This window comes from Micromonospora sp. NPDC051227 (genome assembly GCF_044455385.1).
GTDB lineage: Bacteria > Actinomycetota > Actinomycetes > Mycobacteriales > Micromonosporaceae > Micromonospora.
In genome coordinates this window covers 135,313-159,107 of record NZ_JBITET010000001.1, presented here as the reverse complement: position 1 = coordinate 159,107, position 23,795 = coordinate 135,313, and the positions used below count along the sequence as shown (strand labels likewise).

Genomic DNA, 23,795 nt, shown 5'->3' with positions numbered 1-23,795 from the left:
ACTATTCGCTGCGGGCGGTCCCCGGGCCGGTGATGCGTTCCAGCAGTGGAAGGGTGGAGGCGATGATGCCGAGGCAGGCTGCCAACCCGACGGCCACCATCACGTAGAAACCTGGTCCCGGTGCGGTGAGCGTGTAGCCCATCTGTGCCTGGAGAAACAGGTGCGCGGCGAGGAGGCCCATCCCGATGGCGACCGCGGCGACGGCGAGCATCGGTACGCTGCTCTCCAACGCGACCACCCGGCGCAGGACCTGCACCGGTGCGCCGCTGAGGCGCAGCAGGCTGAACGGGCGGCGCCGCTCGCTGAGACCGCCGATCACGCTGACCGCGAGGCTGCACCCGGCGAGCGCCAGGCTGGCGACGATGATGACGTTGGCCAGTTGTTCCCAACCGCGCAGCGTGTTGGCGAACTCCGACTCGAAGTCGCCGGGCACGTTCGGTGCCACCCGGAAGGTCGGGAAGGCTGCCTCGAGGAGGGTGCGCGAGCGCTCCACGGCAGCGGAATCGTCAGTGCCGACGACGATCGACATCACCGGCAACCGCTGGAGATCGCCGAGTGGGACCGACGCGGCGGGCCAGACCCTGGTGGACGATGCCGATCCTCGCCAGGGGACGAGGCCCGTCGCCACCTCGGCGACGGACGCACCGTCGGAGCACCGGCCGTATGTGCTCGGTAGGTCGGTGCACGCGATCAGGCCGGGCTCGCTGGCGTTGATCATGTCCGGGTTCTCGCGGACCGCGGCGGCGTGCCGCACCCCGCCGGTCGAGCGCAGCTCGGCGAGCAGCGTGTCGGGCACCGACGGTGCCTGCCCGCCGAAGTCCATGGAAACAGTGCCCGCCTCGGTCGAGCCGACCGGCGCTGGCCCACGGTTGTCGACGATCGTGCTGATCACGCCGACGGCGACGGTAGTGACGAAGAGCGCGAGCATGATGCCGCTGATCGCCCGGAAGCCGGCTTTCGGGTTGTCGGCGAGGCGGCGCGCGGCGATGAGTGTGGCGGGGCGGCTGGCGTACCGGGCCAGGACCCGGGCGCCGACCATTGTCAACCACGGGCCGGCGACCACCAGCCCGGCCATGATGAGCAGCAGGCCGGGCAGGAACACCGCGGCCTGACCGTCGGACGTCTCGGGCCGGAACCCGAGCGCGAACACCAGCACACCGACGCCGAGCACGAGCGGGATCAGCCGGTACGCGCGCGGTGCCCGTGGGGTGACCCGCCGGGTGACGCCCAGCGGCGAGATCCGTACGCGGCGCAGCGAGACCTGGGCCGCCACCGCCGCACCGGCCGGAACGCCGAGCGCGACGAGCAGGATGTCCAGCACGCCCAGCGACATGTCACTGGGGAAGAACGGCATGCCGGTGAACGGTATGCCCGCGAGCGAGCCGCGGAACGCGTAGAACAGCAGGAAACCGACGGCGGTGCCGGCGACGGCCGCTGCGGCGGACTCCATTGCGGCGACCGTCGAGATCTGCCTCGGTGTCGCGCCGACCAGGCGCATCGCGGCGAAGCGCTGTTCCCGGCGGGCCGCGTTGAGCCGGGTGGCCGTGCCGATGAAGATCAGCACCGGGAACAGCAGCCCGCCGGCGACGACGCCCAGGATGAGGGTCATCGTGGTCTCGGGGAGCGCGGGGGTGTCGCCAACACTGGTGAGCCGCTTGGCAAGGGGGAGCTTGGCGACCTCGTCCGGGGTGCCACCCATGATGACGAGCAGGGCGTCCGGTGAGGTCAGCGCGGCCGGGCCGATGGTGCCGAGGTCACGGCCCGGGTAGCGGTCGGCCAGTTCGTCGGCCGGGTGGGCAGCCAGCAGCTTCTGCAACGAGGGCGAGGCGTAGTACTCACCGGGGCCGGGGGTGGTCGGGATGCCGACCGGAATGGGCGCGCTCGGGCCGGTCGCGGCGACGTCGATCCGGATGATCTGCCTGCCGTGGAAGTAGTCCTCCCGCGTCGACCACAGCAGAGGATCGGCGTCGCCACCGGTAGAGTCGCTGGGATAGATCGCGGCGTACCGGGTGAGCTGCGAGTTGACGGCATTGACGCCGGCGAGGGTGGTCAGCAGCAGCCCGGCGCCGACCGTGACGGCGGCGGCGATGATGGTCAGACGGGTGAGCGCCTCGCGGCCGCCGGCCACGGCGAGGCGGAGCCCAAAGCCGATCATGAGGCGATCCGGTCCGGCGCGTTCACGTGCCCGTCGCGGACCATGACCTCGCGGTCGGCGTACGCGGCGATCCTGGGCTCGTGGGTGACCAGGATGACCGTGGTGCCCTGTTCACGGGCGGTGCCGACCAGCAGGTCCATGACCTGCTCGCCGGTGAGCGAGTCGAGCGCACCGGTCGGCTCGTCGGCGAAGAGCACCTGCGGCTCGGCGACCAGCCCTCGGGCGAGGGCGACGCGTTGCGCCTGCCCCCCGGACAGCTCACCCGACCGGCGCTGCTCCATGCCGTCCAGGCCGAGGCGCTCGAACCACGCGTGGGCCTTACGCAGCGCCTGCGTCCGACGTACGCCGCTGAACAGCAGCGGCAGGGCGACGTTCTCCGCAACTGTGAGCTCGGGGACGAGTTGGCCGAACTGGAACACGAAGCCGAAGCGGTCCCGGCGCAGACTGCTGCGCTCGGTCTCGGACATGGTGTCGACCCGGACCCCGTCGAACAGGATCTCGCCGGAGTCGGGCACGAGGATGCCGGCCAGGCAGTGCAGCAGGGTGGACTTGCCCGAGCCGCTGGGGCCCATGATGGCGAGGATCTCGCCCGCCTCCACGGCGACGCTGGCTCCGCCCAGGGCGGGGGTCTGACCGAAGGAGAACTCCACGTCGCGCGCTTCGATCACGACGCTCACGGCCGCACCTCCTTCCGCAGGGCGTCCAGTCGGGCGCCGGTCATCTCGATCCATCGGAGGTCCGCCTCCAGGTGGTAGAGGCCGTGGTCGGCGAGCAGGGCGTCGACCAGGCTGCCAGCGCGCTTGATCTCGGTCAGTTCACGCATCCGGTGCAGGTGCGCGCTGCGCTGCGTGTCGAGGTATTCGGAGGCCGGCCGGTCCAGCATCAACGCGAGCACGACCTTGGCGAAGAGCACCGTCTGCAGGTGGGGTTCCGGGTCGACCGGCTGGGTCAGCCACTGCTCGACCTCGGTCGCGCCGACGTCGGTGATGATGTAGCGCTTGCGGTCGGGGCCGGAGCCGGGAGCGACGTCGCTGATCACCACCTTGCCGTCCCGGGCCAGACGGCTGAGGGTGGAGTAGACCTGGCCGAACGGCAGCGGTTTGCCGCGGCCGAAGAATGCGTCGTAGTCGCGTTTCAGGTCGTACCCGTGGCTGGGCTCGCGTTCGAGGAGGCCGAGAAGGGTCAGTGGCACGCTCATGCCAGCAGACTACACCGAGGGTATACCTCGCGTATATACCCCCGGTATCTTGTCGGCGGTCAGCCGGCCAGAGCGCGGGCCAGGGTGTAGCCGACGGTGGCTGCGGCGAGCCCGGCGGCGACGCTGACCAGTGCGTAGGTCAGCGCCCGGAGTCGCTCACCGCCCTGAGCCAGCCGCAGCGTCTCGTAACTGAAGGTGGAGTAGGTGGTCAGCGCACCGCAGAACCCGATGCCGAGCAACGCGCCGACCGCCGGGCTGGCCGGCCACCCGACGACGACGCCGAGCAGCAGAGACCCGATCACGTTGACGGTGAGCGTGCCCCAGGGGAACACCGAGTCGTGCCGGGACTGCACCGCCCGGTCGGTCAGGTAGCGCAGCGGCGCGCCGATGGCCGCGCCCAGGGCGATGAGCAGGACGGTCATCGGGTCGCCCGGCGCAGCAGCCCGGCGGTGACCGCATCGCCCAGCCCGACCGCGACGAGCGCCCCGAGCACCGTCGCGGCGAGATACGCCAGCGCGGTGCCCGGCGCGCCCGCGACGATCGCCTGCTGGACGTCGACCGCGTACGTGGAGAAGGTGGTGAACCCGCCGAGCACCCCGACCCCGAGGAACGGTCGAGCCAGTGGGTGCCCACCGTCGAGGTGCCCGAGCACCGCCATCAGTACGCCGATCAGCAGGCAGCCGGCCGTGTTGATGGTGAACGTGGCCCACGGAAAGCCCGTCGGCGCGTGCGGCACGGCGTGTTGCAGGCCGGCCCGGGCCAGCGCGCCGAGCACCCCGCCGGCCGCGATCACGGCGAGAATGGTCGCGGGGCGCGCGGTCAGCTCGCGGCGGTCGGCGGGGACCCGCAGATCGACGTCGGGGTCGGTACGCGGCTCGAACGGCTCTGACACGGGTCCTCCCTACCAGGATGGGCGTCACTGGCAGGGACCGTTGGCGAGCGGTTTCGCGGTTCTCCCGACGCGTGCGCGGGACGGCGGGCCCCACCGCCGGGAGTCGTTCGGCTCCGACGTCAGCATAACGACACCATTGGAGCGGCTGGTCAGCGCACCGCCGCGACGGCGGCGTCCGGGCCGCCTCGCCACACTGTGCCGACCTCGCTGAAGCCGGCCGCGGTGAGCGCGGCCAGGTGCCAGGAGGCCGGCGGGTTCCACTCGGGGCTGTGCCCGGTGGGGTAGATCGCGTGTCGTTGGGCGACCAGCGGGGCGAGCGCCGGGTCGGCGCCGGCCCGCTCCCACCAGTCCGACCAGGACAGCGTCGAGCCGGCGGCGTACCGGGCGTTGCGCCGGTCCCGCGCCCGGTCCATCAGCCGCTTGGTCAGCTCCGGCAGGGTGTCGTCGGGCATGTGGTCGGCGTTGACGAAGACGCCGCCCGGTCGCAGCACGTCGCGCAGTTCGGCGTAGAGCTGCCCGAGCCGGTCGGCCGGCAGCCAGTGCAGGGCGGTGGCGGTGAGTACGGCGTCGTACTCCTGGTGGGGGAGCGTGGAGCGCCACTCGGGGTTGCCGAGGTCGGCCGTGACGATGGTGGCCCGGTCGGCCAGCGAGGCGGCGGCGATGGCGAGCAGCGCCGGGTCGAGGTCGACCAGCGTCGGCTCCGCGGCGGGGAAGCGAGCGAGGGCCCGCAGCGAGATGCTGCCGGTGCCGCCGGCCAGGTCGAGCACCCGCGGCGGCCGGCTGTCGAGGACCGCGTCGACGGTGTCGAGCATGGCGGCGAACCGGTGTTCCCGGTCCGGCATGTACGCCTCCTGCTGGCGGTCCCAGCTTTCCTGCCAGGCCCAGGGATCGACAATGTAAGGACTCATGGCGATCAGGCTAGTTACGGCCCGAGCGCATTGTCCAGACCTTGTTGCACATCTTTTGCAATTGCGGGAAGATGGCAGGGCGATGATCAGAGCGACGCCGGGCCGGGCAGATGCCCGGCCCGGCGTTGTCCTTCCGGATGGGTCAGACCGTCGTGTCCACCAGGGCCTCGTCGGCCGCTGCCGGCTGGTCGCGACGGGCCAGCCGCAGCGCTGCGAGCAGCACGCCCAGTCCAGCCAGGGTGAGCGCGGCACCGGCCCAGATCGGCGAGGTGTAGCCGAGGCCGGCGGCGATGGTGACCCCGCCGATCCACGCGCCCAACGCGTTACCGAGGTTGAACGCGGCGATGTTCGCCCCGGACGCCAGGGTCGGCGCCTGGTGGGCGTACCGCATGATCCGCATTTGCAGCGGCGGCACGGTGGCGAAGCCGAACCCGCCCATCAGCACCAGCGCGACGATGGTCAGCACCGCATTCGTGGCGGTCAGCGCGAAGCCGACGAGCACCACGGTGAGCACCGCCAGGACGGTGACCAGCGTGCGCGACAGTGACCTGTCCGCCGCCCGACCGCCGAGCAGGTTGCCCGCGAAGAGCCCCACGCCGAAGAGGACGAGCAGCCACGGCACGGTGCTGGTGGCGAAGCCGCTGACCTCGGTGAGCGTGTAGGCGATGTAGGTGAACGCGCCGAACATCCCACCGAAGCCCAGGATGGTGATCACCAGGGAGAGCCAGACCTGCGGGTGGGTGAAGGCCCGCAACTCGCCGCGCAGCCCGCCGGCCGGGCGGTCGGCGTTGGCGGTGGCGCCCGCCGGGATGAGCAGGGCCAGCCCGATCAGGGCGACCACGCCGATGGCGGTGATCGCCCAGAACGTCGACCGCCAGCCGAAGTGCTGCCCGAGGAAGGTGCCGAACGGCACGCCGAGCACGTTGGCGATGGTCAGGCCGGCGAACATCATGGCGATGGCGCCCGCCCGGCGGGCCGGTGCGACCAGGCCGGCGGCGACCACCGCGCCGATGCCGAAGAACGCGCCGTGGCAGAGCGCGGCGACGATCCGACCGGCCATCATTACGGCGTAGTCGCCGGCGACGGCGGAGAGCAGGTTGCCGATGATGAAGAGCACCATCAGGCCGAGCAGTACCGGTTTGCGCGGCAGGCGGGTGACCGCCGCGGTGAGGGCGACCCCGCCGACGGCCACGCTGAGCGCGTAGCCGGAGATCAACCAGCCGGCCACCGGCTCGGTGACCGCGAAGTCGGCGGCCACCTCGGGCAGCAGCCCCATGATCACGAACTCGGTGAGCCCGATGCCGAAGGCGCCGATGGCCAGCGCGATCAGGCCGGGCGGCAGGGACTTGTGGCGTACGGACATGGTCTTCCCATCCGGAGAGATCAGATATACGGCGCTTGCAACTACACGCGCCAGCAACGAAATACTTGCACGCGCTTTATATCGGCGCAAGCGTGGTAGCCTGGGGTCCGTTCAGATCACACCGAGGAGGCCGGCATGGGCATCGCCGACGACGCGGTCGAGATCCGCGCGCAGGGCTGGCGCACCCTCGCCGCGCTGCACGGGCTGATCGAGACGTCCCTGGAGCGGGCCCTACAGGCCGGCCACGGCCTCTCCGTCGTCGAGTACACGGTGCTCGACGCGCTGTCCCGCCAGGACGGCTGGCACATGCGGATGAGCCAGCTCGCCCGTGCCGCCGCGCTATCCGGCAGCGCCACCACCCGGCTGGTCACCCGCCTCGAACAGCGGGGGCTGCTCACCCGCATCCTGTGCGCCGACGACCGGCGCGGCATCTACACCGAGCTCACCCCGGCCGGCTCCGAGCTGCTCGCCCAGACCCGACCGACCCACGACCGGGTGCTCACCGACGCGCTCGCCCAGGCGGAGGCCACCCCCGAGCTGGCGCCGCTGGTCGACGCCCTGCACCGGCTGCCGGCCACCCGCTGACCGCCCCGCCGACCCGGGCGACAGCGGGCGTACGGTACCCGCAGCCCCACCGGGACCGCCGCGCCAAGGAGGCAGCCGATGCAGGACCGCACCCCTCGTCCGGAGGAGCTGGAGCCGATCGAGCGCGCCGGCATCGACGAGCTGCGCGCCCTGCAACGCGACCGACTGCGCTGGTCGTTGCGGCACGCGTACGACAACGTGCCGCACTACCGGCAGGCGTTCGACGCGGCCGGGGTGCACCCCGACGACTGCCGGGATCTCGACGACCTGGCGCGCTTCCCGTTCACCGGCAAGGCGGAGCTACGGGAGAACTACCCGTTCGGCATGTTCGCCGTGCCCCGGGAGCGGGTCGCCCGCCTGCACGCCTCCTCCGGCACCACCGGCCGCCCGACAGTGGTCGGCTACACCCGCGACGACCTGCGGACCTGGGCGCGGCTGATGGCCCGCTCGATCCGCGCCTCCGGCGGCCGCCCCGGCGACCGGGTGCACGTCGCGTACGGCTACGGGCTCTTCACCGGAGGCCTGGGCGCGCACTACGGGGCCGAGGAGCTGGGCTGCACCGTCATCCCGGTCTCCGGGGGCATGACCGAGCGTCAGGTCATGCTGATCCGCGACTTCGAGCCCGAGGTCATCATGGTCACGCCCAGCTACCTGCTGGCCATCGTCGACGAGATGCGCCGTCAGGGCATCGACCCGCGCGCCACCTCACTGCGGGTGGGCATCTTCGGCGCCGAGCCGTGGACCGAGGACATGCGCCGCGAGATCGAACAGCAGTTGGACATTCACGCCGTCGACATCTACGGGCTCTCCGAGGTGATGGGCCCCGGCGTGGCGACCGAGTGCGTCGAGACCAAGGACGGCCTGCACCTCTGGGAGGACCACTTCTACCCGGAGATCATCGACCCGGTCAGCGGGGCGGTGCTGCCCGACGGCGAGCGGGGTGAGCTGGTGTTGACCTCCCTGACCAAGGAGGCGATGCCGGTCGTGCGCTACCGCACCCGCGACCTGACCCGGCTGCTGCCCGGCACCGCCCGCGCGATGCGCCGGATCGAGAAGATCACCGGCCGCACCGACGACATGATGATCCTGCGAGGGGTGAACATCTTCCCCACCCAGATCGAGGAGCTGATCCTGCGCACCCCGCAGCTGTCACCGCACTTCCAGTGCGTCCTCGACCGGCACGGTCGGCTGGACACCCTGACGGTGCGGGTGGAGCGGCGGGCCGAAGTCGACGTGGACGCCGCCGAGCGGGCCGGCGGCACGCTGGTTCAGCTGGTGAAGAACACCATCGGCGTGAGCGTGGCGGTCGACGTCCTCGCCCCCGACACTGTGGAACGTTCGATGGGCAAGATGCGCCGCATCGTCGACCAGCGGCCTGCCTCGCCGCCGTCGTCGACATAGGATCCGGGCCATGCGCGTGCTGGTGGTCTCCGCCCCGCTCGTCGGGCACGTCTTCCCGCTGGTGCCGCTCGCGGTCGCCCTGCGCGACGCCGGCCACGACGTGCTGGTCGCCACCGGCGGCGGCGGTCTGGCCGCCGCCGACGCCGGTCTGGCGGTGCACGACATCGCGCCGGGCTTCGACTTCGGCCGGATCGCGCTGCGGGTCTTTCCCCGCCATCCGCTGATCGCGCGGGCGGAAATGGCCGGCACCGCCGGCACCCGGGGCGCCGGCCTGCTGTTCGGCGCACTCAACGACCAGCTCGTCGACCCGGTGGTCGCGCTGGCCACCCGGTGGCGGCCGGATCTGGTGCTGTACGAGCCGTTCGCGGTCGCCGGTGCGGTGGCCGCCGCGCGGCTCGACGTGCCGGCCGTACGCCAGGAGAACGCCCTCTTCGACGGCCGGGACCTGGTCCGCGCCACCGTCGCCCGACTCGGCGCCGCACTGCGCCGCCATGGCCTCACCGAGCTGCCCGCGCCGGCCGCCGCCCTCGCCGTGGCCCCGCCCAGCGTTGCCACGCAGGGCGGCTGGCCGATGCGCTACACGTCCTATGTCGGCGGCGGGGAGCTGCCGGCCTGGCTGCGCGAGCCGGGTGAGCGCCAGCGGATCCTGGTCACCCGCAGCACCCTCACCGGGCCCGGCGACCGGGGGCCGCTGCCCGCCGTGGTGGCCGCCGCCGCCGAGGTGGACGCCGAGATCGTGCTGGTCCGCCCCGACGAGCGGTCGGCCCGTTCGGTGCCCGGCAACGTGCGGGTGGTCGACTGGATCCCGCTCGACGAGGCGTTGCCGGCGAGCGCGGCGCTGGTGCACCACGGTGGGGCGGGCAGTGCCCTCGGCGCCCTCGCCGCCGGACTGCCCCAGCTGGCCACCACGGGTCCGGGGGACCGGCGGCACAACGCCGAGCTGGTGGCCCGCCGGGGCGCCGGCCTGGCGCTGCGCCCCCGGGACATCACCGCGCGGGCACTGACCCAGCTGCTCACCGACGAGCGCCTGCGGACCGCTGCCGCGCAGGTCAGCCGCGAGATCGCCGACATGCCGCCACCGACGGACCTGGTCGCGCGGCTGGCGGCGCTGGTCTGACGTCCACCCCGCGTGGCCACACCGGACGCACTGTCGACTGCGGCAGGATGACCGGATGCGACACGTCGTGCTGTTCCACTCCGTGTACGGGCTGCGACCCGCCGTGCGCGCCGCCGCCGATCGGTTGCGCGCTGCCGGGCACCAGGTCAGCACCCCCGACCTGTACGGCGTCCCGGCCACCGACACCGTCGAGGAAGGCTTCGCGCTGCTCGACAAGATCGGCCAGGAGGTGGTGCTGGACCGGGCCCGCGACGCGCTGCGTGACCTGCCACCGGAGACGGTGCTCGCCGGCTTCTCGATGGGCGCCGGGGTGGCCGGGGCGCTGCTGGCCGAGCGCCCCGACACCGCCGGCCTGCTCCTGCTGCACGGCACCGGCGGCGCACCGGACGCGGTCCGAGCCGGGTTGCCGGTGCAGCTGCACCTCGCCGACCCCGACCCGTACGACGCGCCGGACGAGGTCGACGAGTGGCAGCAGGGCATGACCGACGCCGGCACCGACCTGACGGTCTTCCGCTATCCCGGCGTGGGTCACCTGTTCACCGACCCGGACCTGACCGAGTACTCCCCGGACGCCACCGCGGCGGCCTGGCCGCGCGTGCTGGCCTTCCTGGCCGCCCGCTGAGCGGCCGGCTCGACCTTGAGTTACCTGGTGGCGCGCACCGTGTGCTCGGCTGGCCCGCCATGTCGATCTGCCGAGGAGCGGTATACCTCAGACCCATGAATATGCCTCTGAGGTATACCGCTTGATGCCGCATCCGCCACGACGAAGGTGACCGACGGTGTTCGTCCTGGCCACCGAACGGCAACTTCGGCCCGCCGCCGGACGAGTGCAACTCCGCCGGGCCTGGCGATGACGACGACGGCCCCGACGGCCTGCTCGCGCTGCCCACCGCGGCGCTGCTGGCCTCGGCGTCCGTACCGTAGCGGCCAGGGCGGCACCCGGCCCGCTTTCGATGAGGGGCACACGGCGAGAATGCGGCGTGGAGTTTCTCTGTTACCACAGTGACCGGCCCGGCTCGGTGGCGTTGCGCGACGAACTGCTGCCCGAGCACTGGTCCTACATGGACCGGTACGCGGCGGGAATGATCGCCCGTGGCCCGACCTTCGTCGGCGACACGCCCACCGGCAGCGTGCACATCGTCGACGTGCCCGACCCGGCCGCCGCGCGGACATTCGCGTTCGAGGAACCGAACTACCAGGCCGGCGTGTACCGGGACGTGCTGCTGCGCCGGTGGCGCAACACGCTGGGCCGCACCATGTGGGACTTCCCCGGCGGCCGGACCGGCGGCGACCGTTATCTGGTGCTCGGCCTCGGCGGCGGGCAGGCCGCCGACCTGGCCGTGCCGCCCGACCCGGACGAGCTGATCGCGTACGGGCCGCTGCTGGCCGACGACGGCGTCACCTGGCTCGGCACCGCCGCGCTGCTCCGGGCGCCGAATCCGGACGCGGCGCGCGCCATCCTGACGGTCGACCGGTACGCCAGCATCGAGGTGCACAACTGGCAGTTCGGCGGGCGACCGTCCTGACCTGCCCTGCTGACCAGTCGTCGACGGGCCGGTTTGGCTGCCGGGCATCAAGTGATCATCGGAGTCAGGCGGAGGCGGGCAGACCGTCCAGTGGGCGGATCAACGGTGGGCGGGGTATTGCCCGCACCACGCCCGGTGGAGTGCCGGCGTCGGCGAGTGTCCAGTGCCCAGCCGAACTCGCCGGCGTGGGGCGGATCGGCGCTGCGGACCGTCCGAGGTCCCGCAATGGGGTACCGCCAGCACCGCGCGCAGGTCGGGACGCCGCTGTGGCCGGCGTCGGCGGTACGTCGCCCGCCGAGGCGACGGCTCGGAGCCGGCGTGGGCCCGCCGTACGGTTGGCGTCGCGACCCGACGCGGCGGGACGGGTGGCCATCGCCGGGGTGGGGCTGCCTCGCCTCAGCGCGGTCGGGCCGGTGGCACCGCCCGGCCCTGCCGAGGCCAGCGCCGCGAAGACGGCGTCGAGGCGGCCGGTCCGAGCGCCGACGGTGTCGAGCCGCACGATCTCCGCACTCCTCGCCGCCGAGCCGTTGACCGCACCGGCGGGCGGGTCGGCGTCGAGGTGCACGGTGTCGAGGTGCGGCACGCAGGCGACCCGGCGTTGGAAGACGGCCCGCAGGGCGCGGGGCAACCGCTCGGCGGCGACCTGGCGTAGCGCCGGAGCGGCGAACGCGTACCCGTCGACGTGGTGGGGGAGCAGCAGCCCGGCGGCGACCAGCTTGCGGAGCGCGGGTGCGGACCGGCCGGGCGTCCAGCCGAGCGCCCGGTCCACGGCAGCCCCGGAGATCAGACCGCCGAGGGTGCCGGCGGCCATCAGCACCGCCCGCCGCTCACCGTCGAGGTGATCCAGCTCCGCGCCGACGGCCCGGCGTACCGTCTCGGGCAGCGGGAGCGCGGCCGGATCGGCACCGTCCACCAGCGACGTGACGTACGCCGTCGCGTGCCCGGGGCGGCCTCCCACCAGCGGCAGCAGCCGGTCGACCAGGGCCACCGGCTGCCCGGCTCGGGTGAGCAGGTGGCGCAGCAGCCGTCCGGACTGCACGGTGGCCAGTGGTCCGATCGTCATCTGGCGGGCCGGACCGGGCCGGGTGTCGGCCCACTGCGGCTGGTGCACGGTGAGCAGGGCCAGCGGCAGCCCGCGCTCCGTCGCCTCGCTGAACAGCGCGTGCAGGAACCGGCTCACCGCCGGCGCGGCCCGGTCCAGGTCGTCGACGGCCACGATCAGCGGCCGGTGGGCGGCCAGCCGCAGCAGGACCTCGCGGCAGATCGCCGCGCCGGCCAGGGCGGCGGCCGAGCCGTCCGGGGTGGTCAGCATCCGCTGGAGCGCCGGGACCGCGGTGGCCACCCGGGTCGGCGGAAACAGCGGCGTCAGGGCGGCGACGAGCCGGTCGTGGACCGCCGCCGGGCCGTCGCTGTGCCGGATCCCGACGAGGCCGCGAAGCAGGTGCGCGACCGGTGCCAACACCTGATCGGGGTACGGCTGACAGGTCGCCACGCACCAGCGGATCGACAATCCGTCCACCGTGGTCAGCCCACGGGTCAGCTCGTGCAGCAGCCGGCTGCGGCCACTGCCGGTGGGGCCGACCAGTGAGATCCAGCGTGGCGTCCGGTTTCGGATGGCCGCGCCCAACTGGTCGCGGATGGTGGCCAGTTCGCGGCGTCGACCGATCAGCGGGCCGTCGTGCCGGTCGACGCCGGGGCGTACCGGACCGACGGCGTGCCAGACCGGCACCGGCGGCACCCGGCCGGCGACCGGCACCGGCGTCAGCTGACGTTGGGTGATCAGGCCGGCGGTGGCGCGCGCGGTGGCCGCGCAGAGCGCGACGGCACCCGGCGCGGCGTACTCCTGCAGGCGGGCCGCGGTGGTGATCACCGCCCCGCTGGCCACGCCGTGCCCACCGGTGACGACGTCGCCCAGGTCGACCACGACCTCGCCGGTGGCGACACCGACCCGGACGCGCAGCCTGATGCCGTCGACCATGGGCCGTCGGTCCAGCGCGGCCTGGATCTCGAGCCCGGCGCGCACCGCCCGGTACGCGTCGAAGCCGTCGGAGTGCCGAGCGCCGAAGAGCGCCATCACGGCGTCGCCGATGTACTTCTCCACCACCCCGTGCCAGCGGTGCAGCACACCTGCGACGGTGTCGAAGTAGGCCCGCTGCAACGCTCGGACGTCCTCGGGGTCGAGCCGGTCCACCAGAGCCGTGGAGCCGACGATGTCCGCGAAGAGGACGGTGACGACGCGCCTCTCCTGAGGTACCGGCCAGAGCGGGGTGACGGTCCGTTGCGTGTCGACGATGATGCTGGTGGTCATGGGTGTCGCACCGGCCTTTCTTCCCGCTGTTGCCTGATCACCTCCGGAGATTGGCATTCCTGGGCCGACGGGGGATCTGCCGAACGACGTATGTCGGCCACCTGCAACCTTTAGTCGCAAAGTCGACGCGAGGAGTACCACAAGCGGTGGGCGGACGTAGAACGGTACGGGGCCCTGTGATTAGGCTGCGTGGCATGGCCAGCGATGTGGACACCGCACCGCTCGTGGGTCGGGCCGAGCTGGTGCAGACGGTTCGGTCCGCGTTGCTCGGTGACGCCGCGCACGGGCAGACCGCGGCGGTCTTCCTGACCGGCGAGAGCGGTGTGGGAAAGACCCGGCTGTTGGGCGAGATCGGCGACCGCCTACGGGAGCGGGGCGCCGTGGTGCTCACCGGCAGCTGCCTGGACATCGGTGACGCCTCCCCGCTGCACCCGCTGTTGCAGGCGCTGCGCCGGTTCGACGCCGAGGTGTCCAACTCGCCCGCCCGCACCTCCTCGGCGGTGCGGGGGCTGTTGCAGATGTTCGCCGACGAGACCGCCGGCCCGGACGGCGCGGGCGCGTTGCTGGAGCGGGTCTCCCGTGGCCTGCACCTGATCGCCGAGGGTCGGCCGCTGGTGCTGATCCTCGACGACCTCCAGTGGGTCGACCGCAGCACCCGGCAGCTCCTGCTCTACCTCCTCGCCGGCCTGGGTGATCTTCAGCTGTCGGTGCTGGCGGCGGTGCGTGCCGAGTCGTTGCAGGGCGCGCACCCGTTGCGCCGGGTGCTCACCGAGCTGCGTCGACTCCGCACGGTGCGGGTGCTCGACCTGGCGCCGCTGGGCCGGGCCGACACCGAGACGCTCGCCGCCGCGGTGGTCGGCCGGACGCTGACCGCCGACGCGGCGGAGCAGGTGTGGCAGCGCAGCGGCGGCAACCCGTTCGTCATCGAGGAGCTGGCCCGGGATCTGCGCGACGGCCGCGACGGCCTGTCCGAGACGCTGCGGGAGATCTTCCTCGACCGGGTCGACGCGCTGCCCCAGCACGCGCACGCCGTGGTGCACGCGGTGGCCGCCGGGGTCGAGCCGGTGCAGCACTGGCTGCTGGCCGAGGTGCTGCGGATGCCGGAGGACGAGCTGATCGCGGCGGCCCGGGCCGCTGTGGCGCACCGGCTGCTGGTCGGCGCCGACGAGGGCTACCGGCTGCGGCACCGTCTCGTGGCCGAGGTGCTGGCGCACGAGCTGCTGCCGGCCGAGCGCTCCGGGCTGCACCGCCGCTACGCCGAGGCGCTGACCACCGCGCCGGGTGAGCTGCACCAGGCCCGGCTGGCGCACCACTGGCGACTGGCCGGCGAGCCGGCGCGCGCCCTGCCGGCGGCGGTGGCCGCCGCCCAGGAGGCCGAGCGGCTGCACGGTTACGCCGAGGCGCACCGGCACTGGTCGGCGGCGTTGCAGTTGGCTGCCGAGCCGGGCCCGCTGACTGTGGACCGGGTCGAGTTGCTCGAGAACGCCGCCGAGGCGGCCCACCACTGTGGGGAGCACGCCCGCGCGTTGGCCCTGCTGGAGGAGCTGGCCACGCTGCGGGGTGGCGAGCCGAGCTGCGCGCTGCACATCCGCCGGGCCCGCTACCTGGCCGCCGCCGGTCGCTCCGCGCTGGCCGAGGAGGAATACCAGCGGGCGCTGGATGCGGCGGACTGCTCCCCGCGGGACCGAGCCGCCGCCGCCGCCCGCCTGGCCGAGCTGCTGCTGCACCTGGGCCGGTACGCCGACGCGGGCCAGCGGGCCCGGGAGGCGCTGGCGCTGGCCGAGAACGCGGAGGATTCCGCTACCGAAATCGTGCTGGCCAGCTCGGCGCTGGGCTTCAGCGACGCCTTTCTGGAAGACCCGGACGCCGGTCTGGCGGTCATGCGCGACGCCCTCGACACCGCCGAGCGTGCCGGTCAGCCAGAGGACGTGGCCTGCGCGTACCTGCACCTGGCGGAGCTGCTGACCGGGCCGCTGAACGTCCTCGAAGAGGGCGTGGTGGTGGCCCGGCGGGGCGCCGAACGGGTGGCCGAGCTGGGGCTGGGCCGCACCTGGGGCACCCGGCTGCTGGCCATCGCCATCAACGGACTGTTCCGGGTGGGCCAGTGGGCCGAGGCGGAGAAGGTGGTTGCCGCCGCCCTGCGGCACCGACCGTCCGGTGCGGACGCCGTGGAGCTGCTGTTGGCCCGGTGCCGGCTGTCGGTGGGCTACGGCGACATCGAGGCCGCCGGTCGGGACCTCGACGCGGTGGCGACCCTGCTCGCCGGCGGCGGGGCGCGACACGTCATTCCGCTGCTCACCCTGCGCTCCGGGCTGGCCATGTGGGAGGGCCGGCACGACGTGGCCCGCCAGGCGGTGCAGCGCGGCCTCACCGAGAGCCGTTCCGACGACGTGATGATCCTCTCCGCGCTGGTCTGGCACGGCCTGCGCGCCGAGGCGGAGGCGCACGCCAGCCGAACGGTGGAGGTGGACCCCACGGCGGTACGCCGGCTTCGGGACGTGGCCGAGCGGGTGGCCCGCAAGAGCGCCGGGGCCGCCCGGCCGGTGCGCTCGGTGGTGGAGGGCTTCCTGGCGCTGTGCGCCGCCGAGGTGAGCCGCCTCGACGGCAGCGATCCGGAGCTGTGGGCCGCGTCGGCGGCCGAGTGGGATCGACGCAACCACCCCTATCCGGCGGCCTACTCGCGGCTGCGGCAGGCCGAGGCGCTGCTGGCCCGGCGCAGCCGGGTGGCCACCGCCGGCAAGCTCCTGCGGGAGGCGTACCGGGTGGCGCGGGGGTTGGGTGCGGTGCCGTTGACCTCGGAGATCCGCGAGCTGGCCGGGCGGGCCCGGGTGTCGCTGGACGAGCGCGACAGCACCACCGGCACACGTGGCGTCCCGGTCGAGGCGTCCGACGACGAGTTGGCGGCGCTCACCGCCCGGGAGCGGGAAGTGCTCGCCCTGGTCGCCGAGGGGTTGACCAACAGGGAGATCGGGCAGCGGCTGTTCATCAGCGAGCGGACCATCGGGGTGCACGTGTCGCACATCTTCGACAAGCTCCAGGTCCGTACCCGCGTGCAGGCCAGCGCGATCCAGTTGCGCAACCAACGGGGCTGACCGACCCGACCACTGAAGTACGTATCCCGGCGCGTGTGCGCGCCGGGATACGTCGTTTTACTGATCCGGTGGCCCGGTGTCGGCTGAGAGGCTGGGCCGCGTCGACGACGGCACGGGGGATGCCGCCGACCACAATGGAGGAGAAATGATCGAACCGGTCTGGGGGCCCGTGCACCGGGACATCGTCGACCTGCTCGCCGATCATCCCGCGGACGTGCCGGCCGTGGTCGATCATCTGACCAAGCTCCAGGACATGCTGGTCCGGTTGCCGCCGTTGGAGGCCAGTTGCCCCCTCGCTGACTTCAACAAGCTCTACCTGACTATCACCAGCAGTGTGCTGGACGGGCTGTACGACGACCGCTTCATCGATCCGGTCTTCCTCTCCCGGCTCGACGTCGAGTTCGCCGCCCGGTACTTCGACGCGATGCGGCTGTGGACCGACTCCAGCCCCGGCACCCCGAAGGCGTGGTCGTGCCTCTTCGAGCGGATGCGGGGGCCGGATGCCCGTCCGCTGCCGTCGGCGGCGGCCGGGGTGAACGCGCACATCAACTTCGACCTGCCGTTCGCCCTGGTGACCACGTTCGACCACCTGGAGTCGGAGCCGGTCGACGGCAGCGACCAGCACCACGACTACCTCGAGATCAACAACATCTTCGCGGACAAGATCCCCGGCTTGCGCCGAGGCTACCTGGAGCGGTGGCAGCTGCTCATCGACATGCTCAACGGCGACATCGACGACTGGTACCAGGGGGAACTGGTCGAGTACACCCGCGATGTCGCCTGGCGTAACGCGCAGAAGATCTGGCGGTGCCGGCACGATCCGGACGCCCGCGAGTGTGAGCGCACACGGTTGGACGACAACGCCGCGGCGCTCGGCCGGTTGCTGCTCTCGCCCCTCGGGGCGTTCCTGCAGTAGCCGGGACGGGGGGCCCCCGCGCTCCGCCCCGTGGGGGGCGGCGGAGCGCGGGGGCGCGTCCCACCAGTTCCACCCCGCGTGGCCGCCCGAGGTCAGGTCGGTCACGCAGGGGACAGCCGGTCGGCCCGGGGGGTGTCGACCGTCTGCCACCGTCGGCCGGCCCGGGGGGTGTCGGCCGGCGGTGGGGGAGCGCCGAACGGGGGCACGTCGACGGCGTGCCGATCCCGGGGTGTCGGCGGGCTCGGATCGGGTACGCCCGCGCCATGACCGTCCTGGCCCGGCACCGGCCCGCCGCCCGCCCCCGGCCCGCGCGGCCCGGCCCCCTGCGGCCGGGCGGCCCGGTGTCGCGACCCACCGCTCGGCCCGGCGCCCGATGACCGGCGTCGTGACCCGGTTTCCGTTCCGCTTCGACCCGGTGTTCCGCCCGATGCTGGCGCTGCTGGGGGTCCGCCCGGCGACCGCCTGGGTCGCCGTCACCGAGCGGGACCTGATGATCCGGTACGGCCCGTGGCGGCTGCGGACCGGCCGGGACAACGTCACCGCCGTCGAGCTGAGCGGGCCGTACCGCTGGTGGCGGGCGATCGGCCCGCACCTGTCGCTGGCCGACGGCGGCGCGACCTTCGGCAGCAGCGCGGCCGGCGGGATCTGCCTGCGCTTCGGTGTGCCGGTGCCGGCGCTGGTGCCCGGAGGGCGGCCCCGGCACCCGGCGGCCACGGTGACGATCGCCGACCCACCCGCGCTGGCCCGGCTACTCGCCGTCGCGGACCTGCCCTGAGCAGCCCGAACAGGTGCCCGGTTCCGCTGATCGGGCGCCGGGGCACCGCCTACCGTCAGACCAGGACCTGTGAGGGTGGGACTGGCGATGGCTGACGAGCACCGGGCGAGACCACGGCGCTGGAACGGGCGCCGCCACACGCCGAGCGGGCCGGACCCGGCGCTGCGGGCGGCCCGCGATCCAGCCCGCCCACACCGGGGCGGCCGGCAGGGGGTCGTGGTGCCCGAACGGGTGGCCACTCCGGCCCGCTCGGCGCCGCCGGCCAGCCCGCTGCGCCGGTGGCTCTTTCAGCACCAGGTGCAGCCGCCCGGCCCCGAGGCGACCGAGGGACAGAACCGCCGGCACGCCTGGTGGCAGGTGATGTGCCTGACCGGCGTGGACTACTTCTCCACGCTGTCGTACCTGCCCGGCATCGCGGCGGTGGCGGCCGGGGCGCTCTCCCCGCTGGCGACCCTGTTGATCGTCGTGCTCACCCTGTTCGGCATGCTGCCGATGTACCGGCGGGTGGCCCGCGAGAGCCCGCACGGTCAGGGTTCGGTGGCGATGTTGGAGCGGTTGTTGCCGTTCTGGCGGGGCAAGATCTTCGTCCTCGTGCTGCTCGGCTTCGTGGCCACCTCCTGGATCATCACGATCACCCTCTCCTCGGCCGACGCCACCGTGCACCTGCTGGAGAACCCGTACCTGCCGGACGTCCTGCACGGGTCCCTGGTGCCGGTCGTGGTGACGGTGGTGCTGCTGCTCATCCTCGGCGGGGTGTTCCTGCTCGGGTTCCGCGAGGCGGTGGTGGTGGCCATCCCGCTGGTCGCGGTCTTCCTGGTGCTCAACGCGGTGATCGTCGTGGTCGCGGTGGCCCGGATCGTCGAGGACCCGGGCATCGTGTCGAACTGGACGGCCGCGGTGACCTCGACCGGTGGCGGACCGGGCCAGGTGCTGTTCACCGCCGTGTTGGCGTTCCCACTGCTGGTGCTGGGGCTGTCCGGTTTCGAGACCGGGGTCAGCATGATGCCCCTGGTGGCGGCCGACGGCCCCGACAAGCAGGCCCGGCTCGCCGCCCGGATCCGCAACACGCGTCGACTGCTCACCACCGCCGCGTTGATCATGTCGGTGTACCTGATCTCGACGACCTTCGTGACCACGGCGCTCATTCCGGCGGAGGAGTTCCGGCCGGGCGGCGGCGCGAACGGGCGGGCGCTGGCGTTCCTGGCGCACGCCTACCTGGGGGAGGTGTTCGGCAGCGTCTATGACGTGAGCAGCGTGCTCATCCTCTGGTTCGCCGGCGCCTCGGCGATGGCCGGGCTGATCAACATCGTGCCGCGCTACCTGCCGTCGTACGGCATGGCGCCGGAGTGGGCGCGGGCGGTACGCCCCGTGGTGATCGTCTACACCGTCGTCAGCGTCGCCATCACGATTGCCTTCCGCGCCGACGTCAACGCCCAGGCCGGGGCGTACGCCACCGGGATTTTGGCCATGATGGTCTCCGGGGCGGTGGCGGTGACGATCTCCGCGGCCCGTCATCACCGGCGTGGCTCCGCGATCGGTTTCACCGTCCTGACCTTGGTGCTGCTGTACGCGCTGCTGGAGAACGTCATCGAACAGCCGGACGGCATCACGATCTCCGCGCTGTTCATCCTCGGCATCATCGTGGTCTCGTTGGTGTCCCGGGTCACCCGGACCACCGAGCTGCGCGCCGAGCGGATCGAGTTCGACGAGGCGGCCCGTCGGTTCATCACCGAGTCGCTGGCGCACGACGGGCAGATGCACCTGATCGCGAACAAGCGGCAGAAGGGGTCGGTGAAGGAGTACACGCTCAAGGAGCGGGCGCAGCGCGGGATGAATCCGGTGCCCGGGGCCGCGGACGTGTTGTTCCTGGAGATCGATGTGGTCGATCCGTCGGAGTTCAGTCAGGTGCTGCGCGTGCACGGGATCGAGGTGGGCGGATTCCGGGTGCTGCGGGCCAACAGCCCGGCCGCGCCGAACGCGATCGCCGCGATCCTGCTGGCCCTGCGGGACGCCACCGGGGTCCGGCCGCACGCGCACTTCGAATGGTCGGAGGGGAGCCCGATCGCGCACCTGGCGCGTTACCTCATCCTGGGCCGGGGGGACACCCCGCCGGTGGTGCGGGAGATCATCCGCCGGACCGAACGGGACCCGCTGCGTCGACCCGGCATCCACGTCGGCGGGTGACGTCGATGCCGCTCTGGCAGCTTTGAAGATGAAAGAGGGCACTATTCACGTTCACGCCTTCCTGTCCGTATTGCGGACCTATCGTGACGTTTGGTAGCCGGCGAACACGTCGAGCTCCCGCGCCCGAATCGGCGCGGGCACGTCACGTAGGCAGGAAGGTAGGCACCGTTGATGTCCACGTACCGAGAGGGAGACCGCGCGACCCGACCCAGGCGGCGGTCCCGATGGTTCTTAGCCAGCGGCTTGCTGGCGGGGAGCCTGGTCGTGGGAGCGGCCGGAGCGGCCGCCGCCGCCGACCGCGCTCTCACCCTCCCCGGTCTGGCCCGGCTGACCCCGGCAGCCGACGACGACCGGCGGGGTTCGCAGCCCGGCCAGGACGACGCGGAGCGGGCCCGCCCGACCAATCCGGGCACCGGCAAGCGGGGCGTGGTGTCGGTGCCGTGCGACGCCGCGAAGCTGGTGGCGGCGCTGGTCACGGCCAACGCCGAGGGGGGCGGCGAACTCCGGCTCGCGCCCAAGTGCCGTTACACCCTCACCGAGGCGTTCCACGAGACCGACCAGTACGACGGCGGGATCCGTGACGCCCGGGAGGCCGCCGACGCCGCGGAGACACCCGGCGACGCCGAGGCGCCGCCGCACAACCCGGCCGACGACACCGCTGGCCTGCCGGTGATCTACCAGCCGATCACGATCGACGGCGCGGGCGCCACCATCGCCCGGGCCGCCCAGGCGGCCTCGTTCCGCTTCTTCACCGTCCGCGACGGCGGCGAGCTGACCCTGCGCGACGTGGAACTGCACAACGGCCGCTCGGCCATCGAGGGCGGCAGCGTGCACGTGGTGCACGGCGCCACCGCCGTGGTGGAACGGGTCACCGTTACGCAGAGCACCTCGCTGTCGCCCGAGGGGGGTGGCGGCGGCATCTTCAACGACGGCAACATGGTGGTCACCGACTCCTCGTTCGTCGGCAACAGCGCCTCCGGCGCCGCGGGCAAGGGCGGGGGCCTGCTCAACGGCGGCGTGCTGACGCTGAAGCGCTCGGAGTTCCACCGCAACAGCGCCAACGCCTACGGCGGCGGGCTGGGCAACTACCGTGGTGCCGCCGACGTGGAGAGCGTCTCCTTCACCCAGAACAGCGCCGGCCAGGGTGGCGGGCTGGCCAGCTTCTCGGCCCGGACGAAGGTCTCCGACACCGAGCTGCTGAACAACACCGCGCAGGTCGGCGGCGGTGCCGCGAACTCCGACGCGGTGCTGGTGATGCGTACCATGACCATCCGCGGCAACACGTCCACCCTCAACGGCGGCGGCGTCTCGACAGTGAAGGGCCTGACCCCGATCGACGACAGCGTGATCGACGGCAACACCACCCACGGTCTCGGAGCCGGCATCTACGCCGAGAAGGCGAACCTGTTGGTCCGCGGTAGCGACGTGACCCGTAACGAGGCTGTCGGCGCCGCGTCCCAGGGCGGCGGCATCTACGCCAGCGCGGGCTCGGTGGCGATCTACACCAGCAAGGTCACCCACAACGCGTCGACGGTGAAGCCCGGCGGCGTTTTCGGCATGCACGCCCAGGTCAAGATCGACGATGAGAGCGTGGTGGTCGAGAACGAGCCGACCAACTGCGAGGGCAGCCAAGCGCCGATCGCGCACTGCTTCCGCTGAGCGTCGACCCGCGCACCACCCCGAGCGCATTCATCCTGAGTACACCGCCCGTCCGGACGATCGTCCGGACGGGCGGTGCTCCGTCGTCACGTGACGCCTCGGCCCCTCGCCGACCGTCGATCCCCGTGACCACCGACGCTGCCGACCTGCTCCTCATCACGGCGTCAACCCATCGCGCGTAGCCGGCCGGAGAGGTCGCCGGCGAAGAAGTCGAGGAAGCCGTCCGGGTCGGGGCCGGCGTTCTGCAGGACGATGTGGTCGAAGCCGGCCTCGACGTACGACCGGACCTTGGCGACGTGCGGTTCCGGGTTTGGACCGATGGCGAAGAGCTGCCGGATGTGCTTCTCCTCGACGTACGCGCTGGCCGCGTCGAAGTTGACCGGGTTCGGCAGTTCGCTCATCACCTTCCAGCCGGTGACCATCCATCGGCTCGTCTGCAACACCGCCTGCACCGCCTGTTGCTCGTCGGTGGCCCAGGCCAGGGGCACCTCGGCGTAGCGCGGGCCCGCACCCTGGGCGCGGCGGTAGTGCTCGACGATCGAGGCGTCCGGTTCGGTGGCGAACAGGCCGTCGCCCAACTCGGCGGCGAGCCGCGCCGACGCCTCACCGCTGGCGGCCACCGCGATCACGGGCAGGGTGTCCGGCAGGTCGAAGATCCGGGCGTCCTCCAGTTGCAGGTGCCGGCCCTCGTACGACTGGTAGCCGCCCTGCCAGAGCAACCGGATGATCTCCAGCGCCTCGCGTAGTCGCTCGTGTCGCCCCCGTACGCTGGGGAAGCCCTGGCCGACCACGTGCTCGTTGAGCCGCTCTCCGGCGCCCACCCCGAGGGTGAACCGGCCGTCGGAGATCAGCGCCATGGTCGCCGCCGCCTGCGCGATGATCGCCGGGTGGTAGCGGACGGTCGGGCAGGTGACCCCGGTGGCCAGGCGCAGGGTGCTGGTCTTGGCCGCGATGGCGCCGAGCACGCTCCAGGTGAAGGACGAGTGCCCCTGAGCGTCCAGCCATGGGTGGAAGTGGTCGCTCATCTCGACGAAGTCGAAGCCGGCCCGCTCGGCCAGGACGGCCTGCCGGATGATCTCCTGCGGGCCGTACCCCTCCGAGGCCAGCTTGTAGCCGATCTGCATGCCCACACTCCCGATCCCGTTCGCTGACTGAGGCATCGGCGGTTCCCGGCCCCGGCGCGGACAAACGCCGCCGGACCGCAAACCAGCCTCCTAGGATGCCTTAGGGGGTGTGCGGTGGACATGCCGTACATGGCGCTGAGGAGAGCCACGTCGTGCAGGGCCGCGCCCTCGCCGACGTAGGAAAACGCGCCGGCCCGTGCCCCCACAGTGGGGGCACGGGCCGGGGTACGTCTGTCGTCTACTTGGAGGGCTCGGGCAGCTTGCAGTCGACCTTCGGGTTGGCGCCGATGTAGTTCAACGGCCCGGCCACGATGGTGACCAGGATGGTGCCGGCCTCGGCGCAGTTGGTGTCGTCGCCGCTGTAATAACCACGCTGGCCACCGGCGATCGCGCCGATCACCAACCAGATCACGACGATGACTCCGAGAATCGAGGTGCCGCGCATCGCTGCCTCCTGAGGTATGTGGTGGATCTGAGGTGCAGCCGTTGTACCCAATCGGGTCGCGCGGCTAACGGTTGCGTGCTACGACCCCCGCCGGATCCCCCATCCGGCCGATGCGGTCCGCCGTTGTGTACCGCCCGGGCATCCGCC

20 protein-coding genes are annotated in these 23,795 nt (G+C 72.5%); 10 read left to right on the top strand and 10 right to left on the bottom strand.

What is annotated here, in order from left to right:
- Position 1: 1 nt before the first annotated feature.
- From ACIA47_RS00830 to ACIA47_RS00800, 7 genes are all read right to left on the bottom strand, one after another.
- Positions 2–2,155 carry an FtsX-like permease family protein gene (locus tag ACIA47_RS00830; protein ID WP_396704287.1) on the bottom strand — a complete coding sequence of 718 codons (2,154 nt, stop codon included), beginning with the start codon at positions 2,153–2,155 and terminating at the stop codon, positions 2–4.
- Entirely contained in the window at positions 2,152–2,832 is a 681-nt protein-coding gene (locus ACIA47_RS00825; protein WP_396704285.1) for an ABC transporter ATP-binding protein, read from the bottom strand. The genes ACIA47_RS00830 and ACIA47_RS00825 overlap by 4 nt, the downstream gene beginning before the upstream one ends.
- Entirely contained in the window at positions 2,829–3,353 is a 525-nt protein-coding gene (locus tag ACIA47_RS00820) for a PadR family transcriptional regulator (protein WP_203126706.1), read from the bottom strand. Before ACIA47_RS00820 ends, ACIA47_RS00825 begins: the two co-directional genes overlap by 4 nt.
- 59 nt (positions 3,354–3,412) lie before the next feature.
- On the bottom strand, positions 3,413–3,775 hold the full coding sequence (gene crcB / locus ACIA47_RS00815; RefSeq protein WP_203126705.1) for a fluoride efflux transporter CrcB: 363 nt from the start codon (positions 3,773–3,775) through the stop codon (positions 3,413–3,415).
- Positions 3,772–4,245, bottom strand: coding sequence for a fluoride efflux transporter FluC (locus tag ACIA47_RS00810; protein WP_396704282.1), 474 nt, complete (start codon positions 4,243–4,245; stop codon positions 3,772–3,774). The genes crcB and ACIA47_RS00810 overlap by 4 nt, the downstream gene beginning before the upstream one ends.
- Positions 4,246–4,394: 149 nt before the next feature.
- Complete coding sequence (locus ACIA47_RS00805; protein WP_396704280.1) at positions 4,395–5,153, bottom strand: class I SAM-dependent methyltransferase; 759 nt, start codon at positions 5,151–5,153, stop codon at positions 4,395–4,397.
- 142 nt (positions 5,154–5,295) lie between these two features.
- Positions 5,296–6,516, bottom strand: a complete 1,221-nt coding sequence (locus ACIA47_RS00800; RefSeq protein WP_396704278.1) for an MFS transporter — start codon at positions 6,514–6,516, stop codon at positions 5,296–5,298.
- A gap of 135 nt (positions 6,517–6,651) precedes the next feature.
- On the opposite strand from ACIA47_RS00800, the gene ACIA47_RS00795 reads away from it, so the two are divergent.
- From ACIA47_RS00795 to ACIA47_RS00775, 5 genes are all read left to right on the top strand, one after another.
- On the top strand, positions 6,652–7,101 hold the full coding sequence (locus ACIA47_RS00795; protein ID WP_238690230.1) for a MarR family winged helix-turn-helix transcriptional regulator: 450 nt from the start codon (positions 6,652–6,654) through the stop codon (positions 7,099–7,101).
- Between the two features lie 78 nt (positions 7,102–7,179).
- Positions 7,180–8,502, top strand: a complete 1,323-nt coding sequence (paaK, locus tag ACIA47_RS00790; protein WP_396704275.1) for a phenylacetate--CoA ligase PaaK — start codon at positions 7,180–7,182, stop codon at positions 8,500–8,502.
- 10 nt (positions 8,503–8,512) lie between these two features.
- A complete protein-coding gene (locus ACIA47_RS00785; RefSeq protein ID WP_396704273.1) occupies positions 8,513–9,619 on the top strand; it encodes a nucleotide disphospho-sugar-binding domain-containing protein in 1,107 nt (368 codons plus the stop codon).
- Between the two features lie 55 nt (positions 9,620–9,674).
- Entirely contained in the window at positions 9,675–10,241 is a 567-nt protein-coding gene (locus ACIA47_RS00780; protein ID WP_396704272.1) for a dienelactone hydrolase family protein, read from the top strand.
- A 358-nt stretch (positions 10,242–10,599) separates the two neighbouring features.
- A complete protein-coding gene (locus ACIA47_RS00775; RefSeq protein ID WP_396704270.1) occupies positions 10,600–11,145 on the top strand; it encodes a YciI family protein in 546 nt (181 codons plus the stop codon).
- A gap of 64 nt (positions 11,146–11,209) precedes the next feature.
- Here the strand turns inward: ACIA47_RS00775 and ACIA47_RS00770 are convergent, their stop codons facing one another.
- Entirely contained in the window at positions 11,210–13,453 is a 2,244-nt protein-coding gene (locus ACIA47_RS00770) for an AAA family ATPase (RefSeq protein WP_396704268.1), read from the bottom strand.
- Positions 13,454–13,647: 194 nt separating this feature from the next.
- Between ACIA47_RS00770 and ACIA47_RS00765 the strand changes: the two genes are divergently transcribed.
- The 5 genes from ACIA47_RS00765 (at position 13,648) to ACIA47_RS00745 (ending at position 22,079) form a co-directional block, all read left to right on the top strand.
- A complete protein-coding gene (locus ACIA47_RS00765) occupies positions 13,648–16,545 on the top strand; it encodes an AAA family ATPase (RefSeq protein WP_396704266.1) in 2,898 nt (965 codons plus the stop codon).
- Between the two features lie 145 nt (positions 16,546–16,690).
- Positions 16,691–17,461, top strand: coding sequence for a DUF5995 family protein (locus tag ACIA47_RS00760; protein WP_091398349.1), 771 nt, complete (start codon positions 16,691–16,693; stop codon positions 17,459–17,461).
- Positions 17,462–17,846: 385 nt separating this feature from the next.
- Positions 17,847–18,236 (top strand): hypothetical protein, encoded by a 390-nt coding sequence (locus ACIA47_RS00755; protein WP_396704263.1) that lies wholly within the window; start codon positions 17,847–17,849, stop codon positions 18,234–18,236.
- Positions 18,237–18,323: 87 nt separating this feature from the next.
- Positions 18,324–20,420 carry an amino acid transporter gene (locus tag ACIA47_RS00750; protein WP_396704260.1) on the top strand — a complete coding sequence of 699 codons (2,097 nt, stop codon included), beginning with the start codon at positions 18,324–18,326 and terminating at the stop codon, positions 20,418–20,420.
- A 171-nt stretch (positions 20,421–20,591) separates the two neighbouring features.
- Positions 20,592–22,079 (top strand): hypothetical protein, encoded by a 1,488-nt coding sequence (locus ACIA47_RS00745; RefSeq protein ID WP_396704258.1) that lies wholly within the window; start codon positions 20,592–20,594, stop codon positions 22,077–22,079.
- Positions 22,080–22,243: 164 nt separating this feature from the next.
- On the opposite strand, the gene ACIA47_RS00740 is transcribed toward ACIA47_RS00745, so the two are convergent.
- The gene (locus ACIA47_RS00740) at positions 22,244–23,203 is read right to left on the bottom strand and encodes a TIGR03557 family F420-dependent LLM class oxidoreductase (protein ID WP_203125670.1); all 960 of its coding nucleotides are present in this window, start codon (positions 23,201–23,203) and stop codon (positions 22,244–22,246) included.
- Positions 23,204–23,441: 238 nt separating this feature from the next.
- Entirely contained in the window at positions 23,442–23,648 is a 207-nt protein-coding gene (locus tag ACIA47_RS00735; protein ID WP_007460667.1) for a hypothetical protein, read from the bottom strand.
- Between the last annotated feature and the right edge of the window lie 147 nt (positions 23,649–23,795).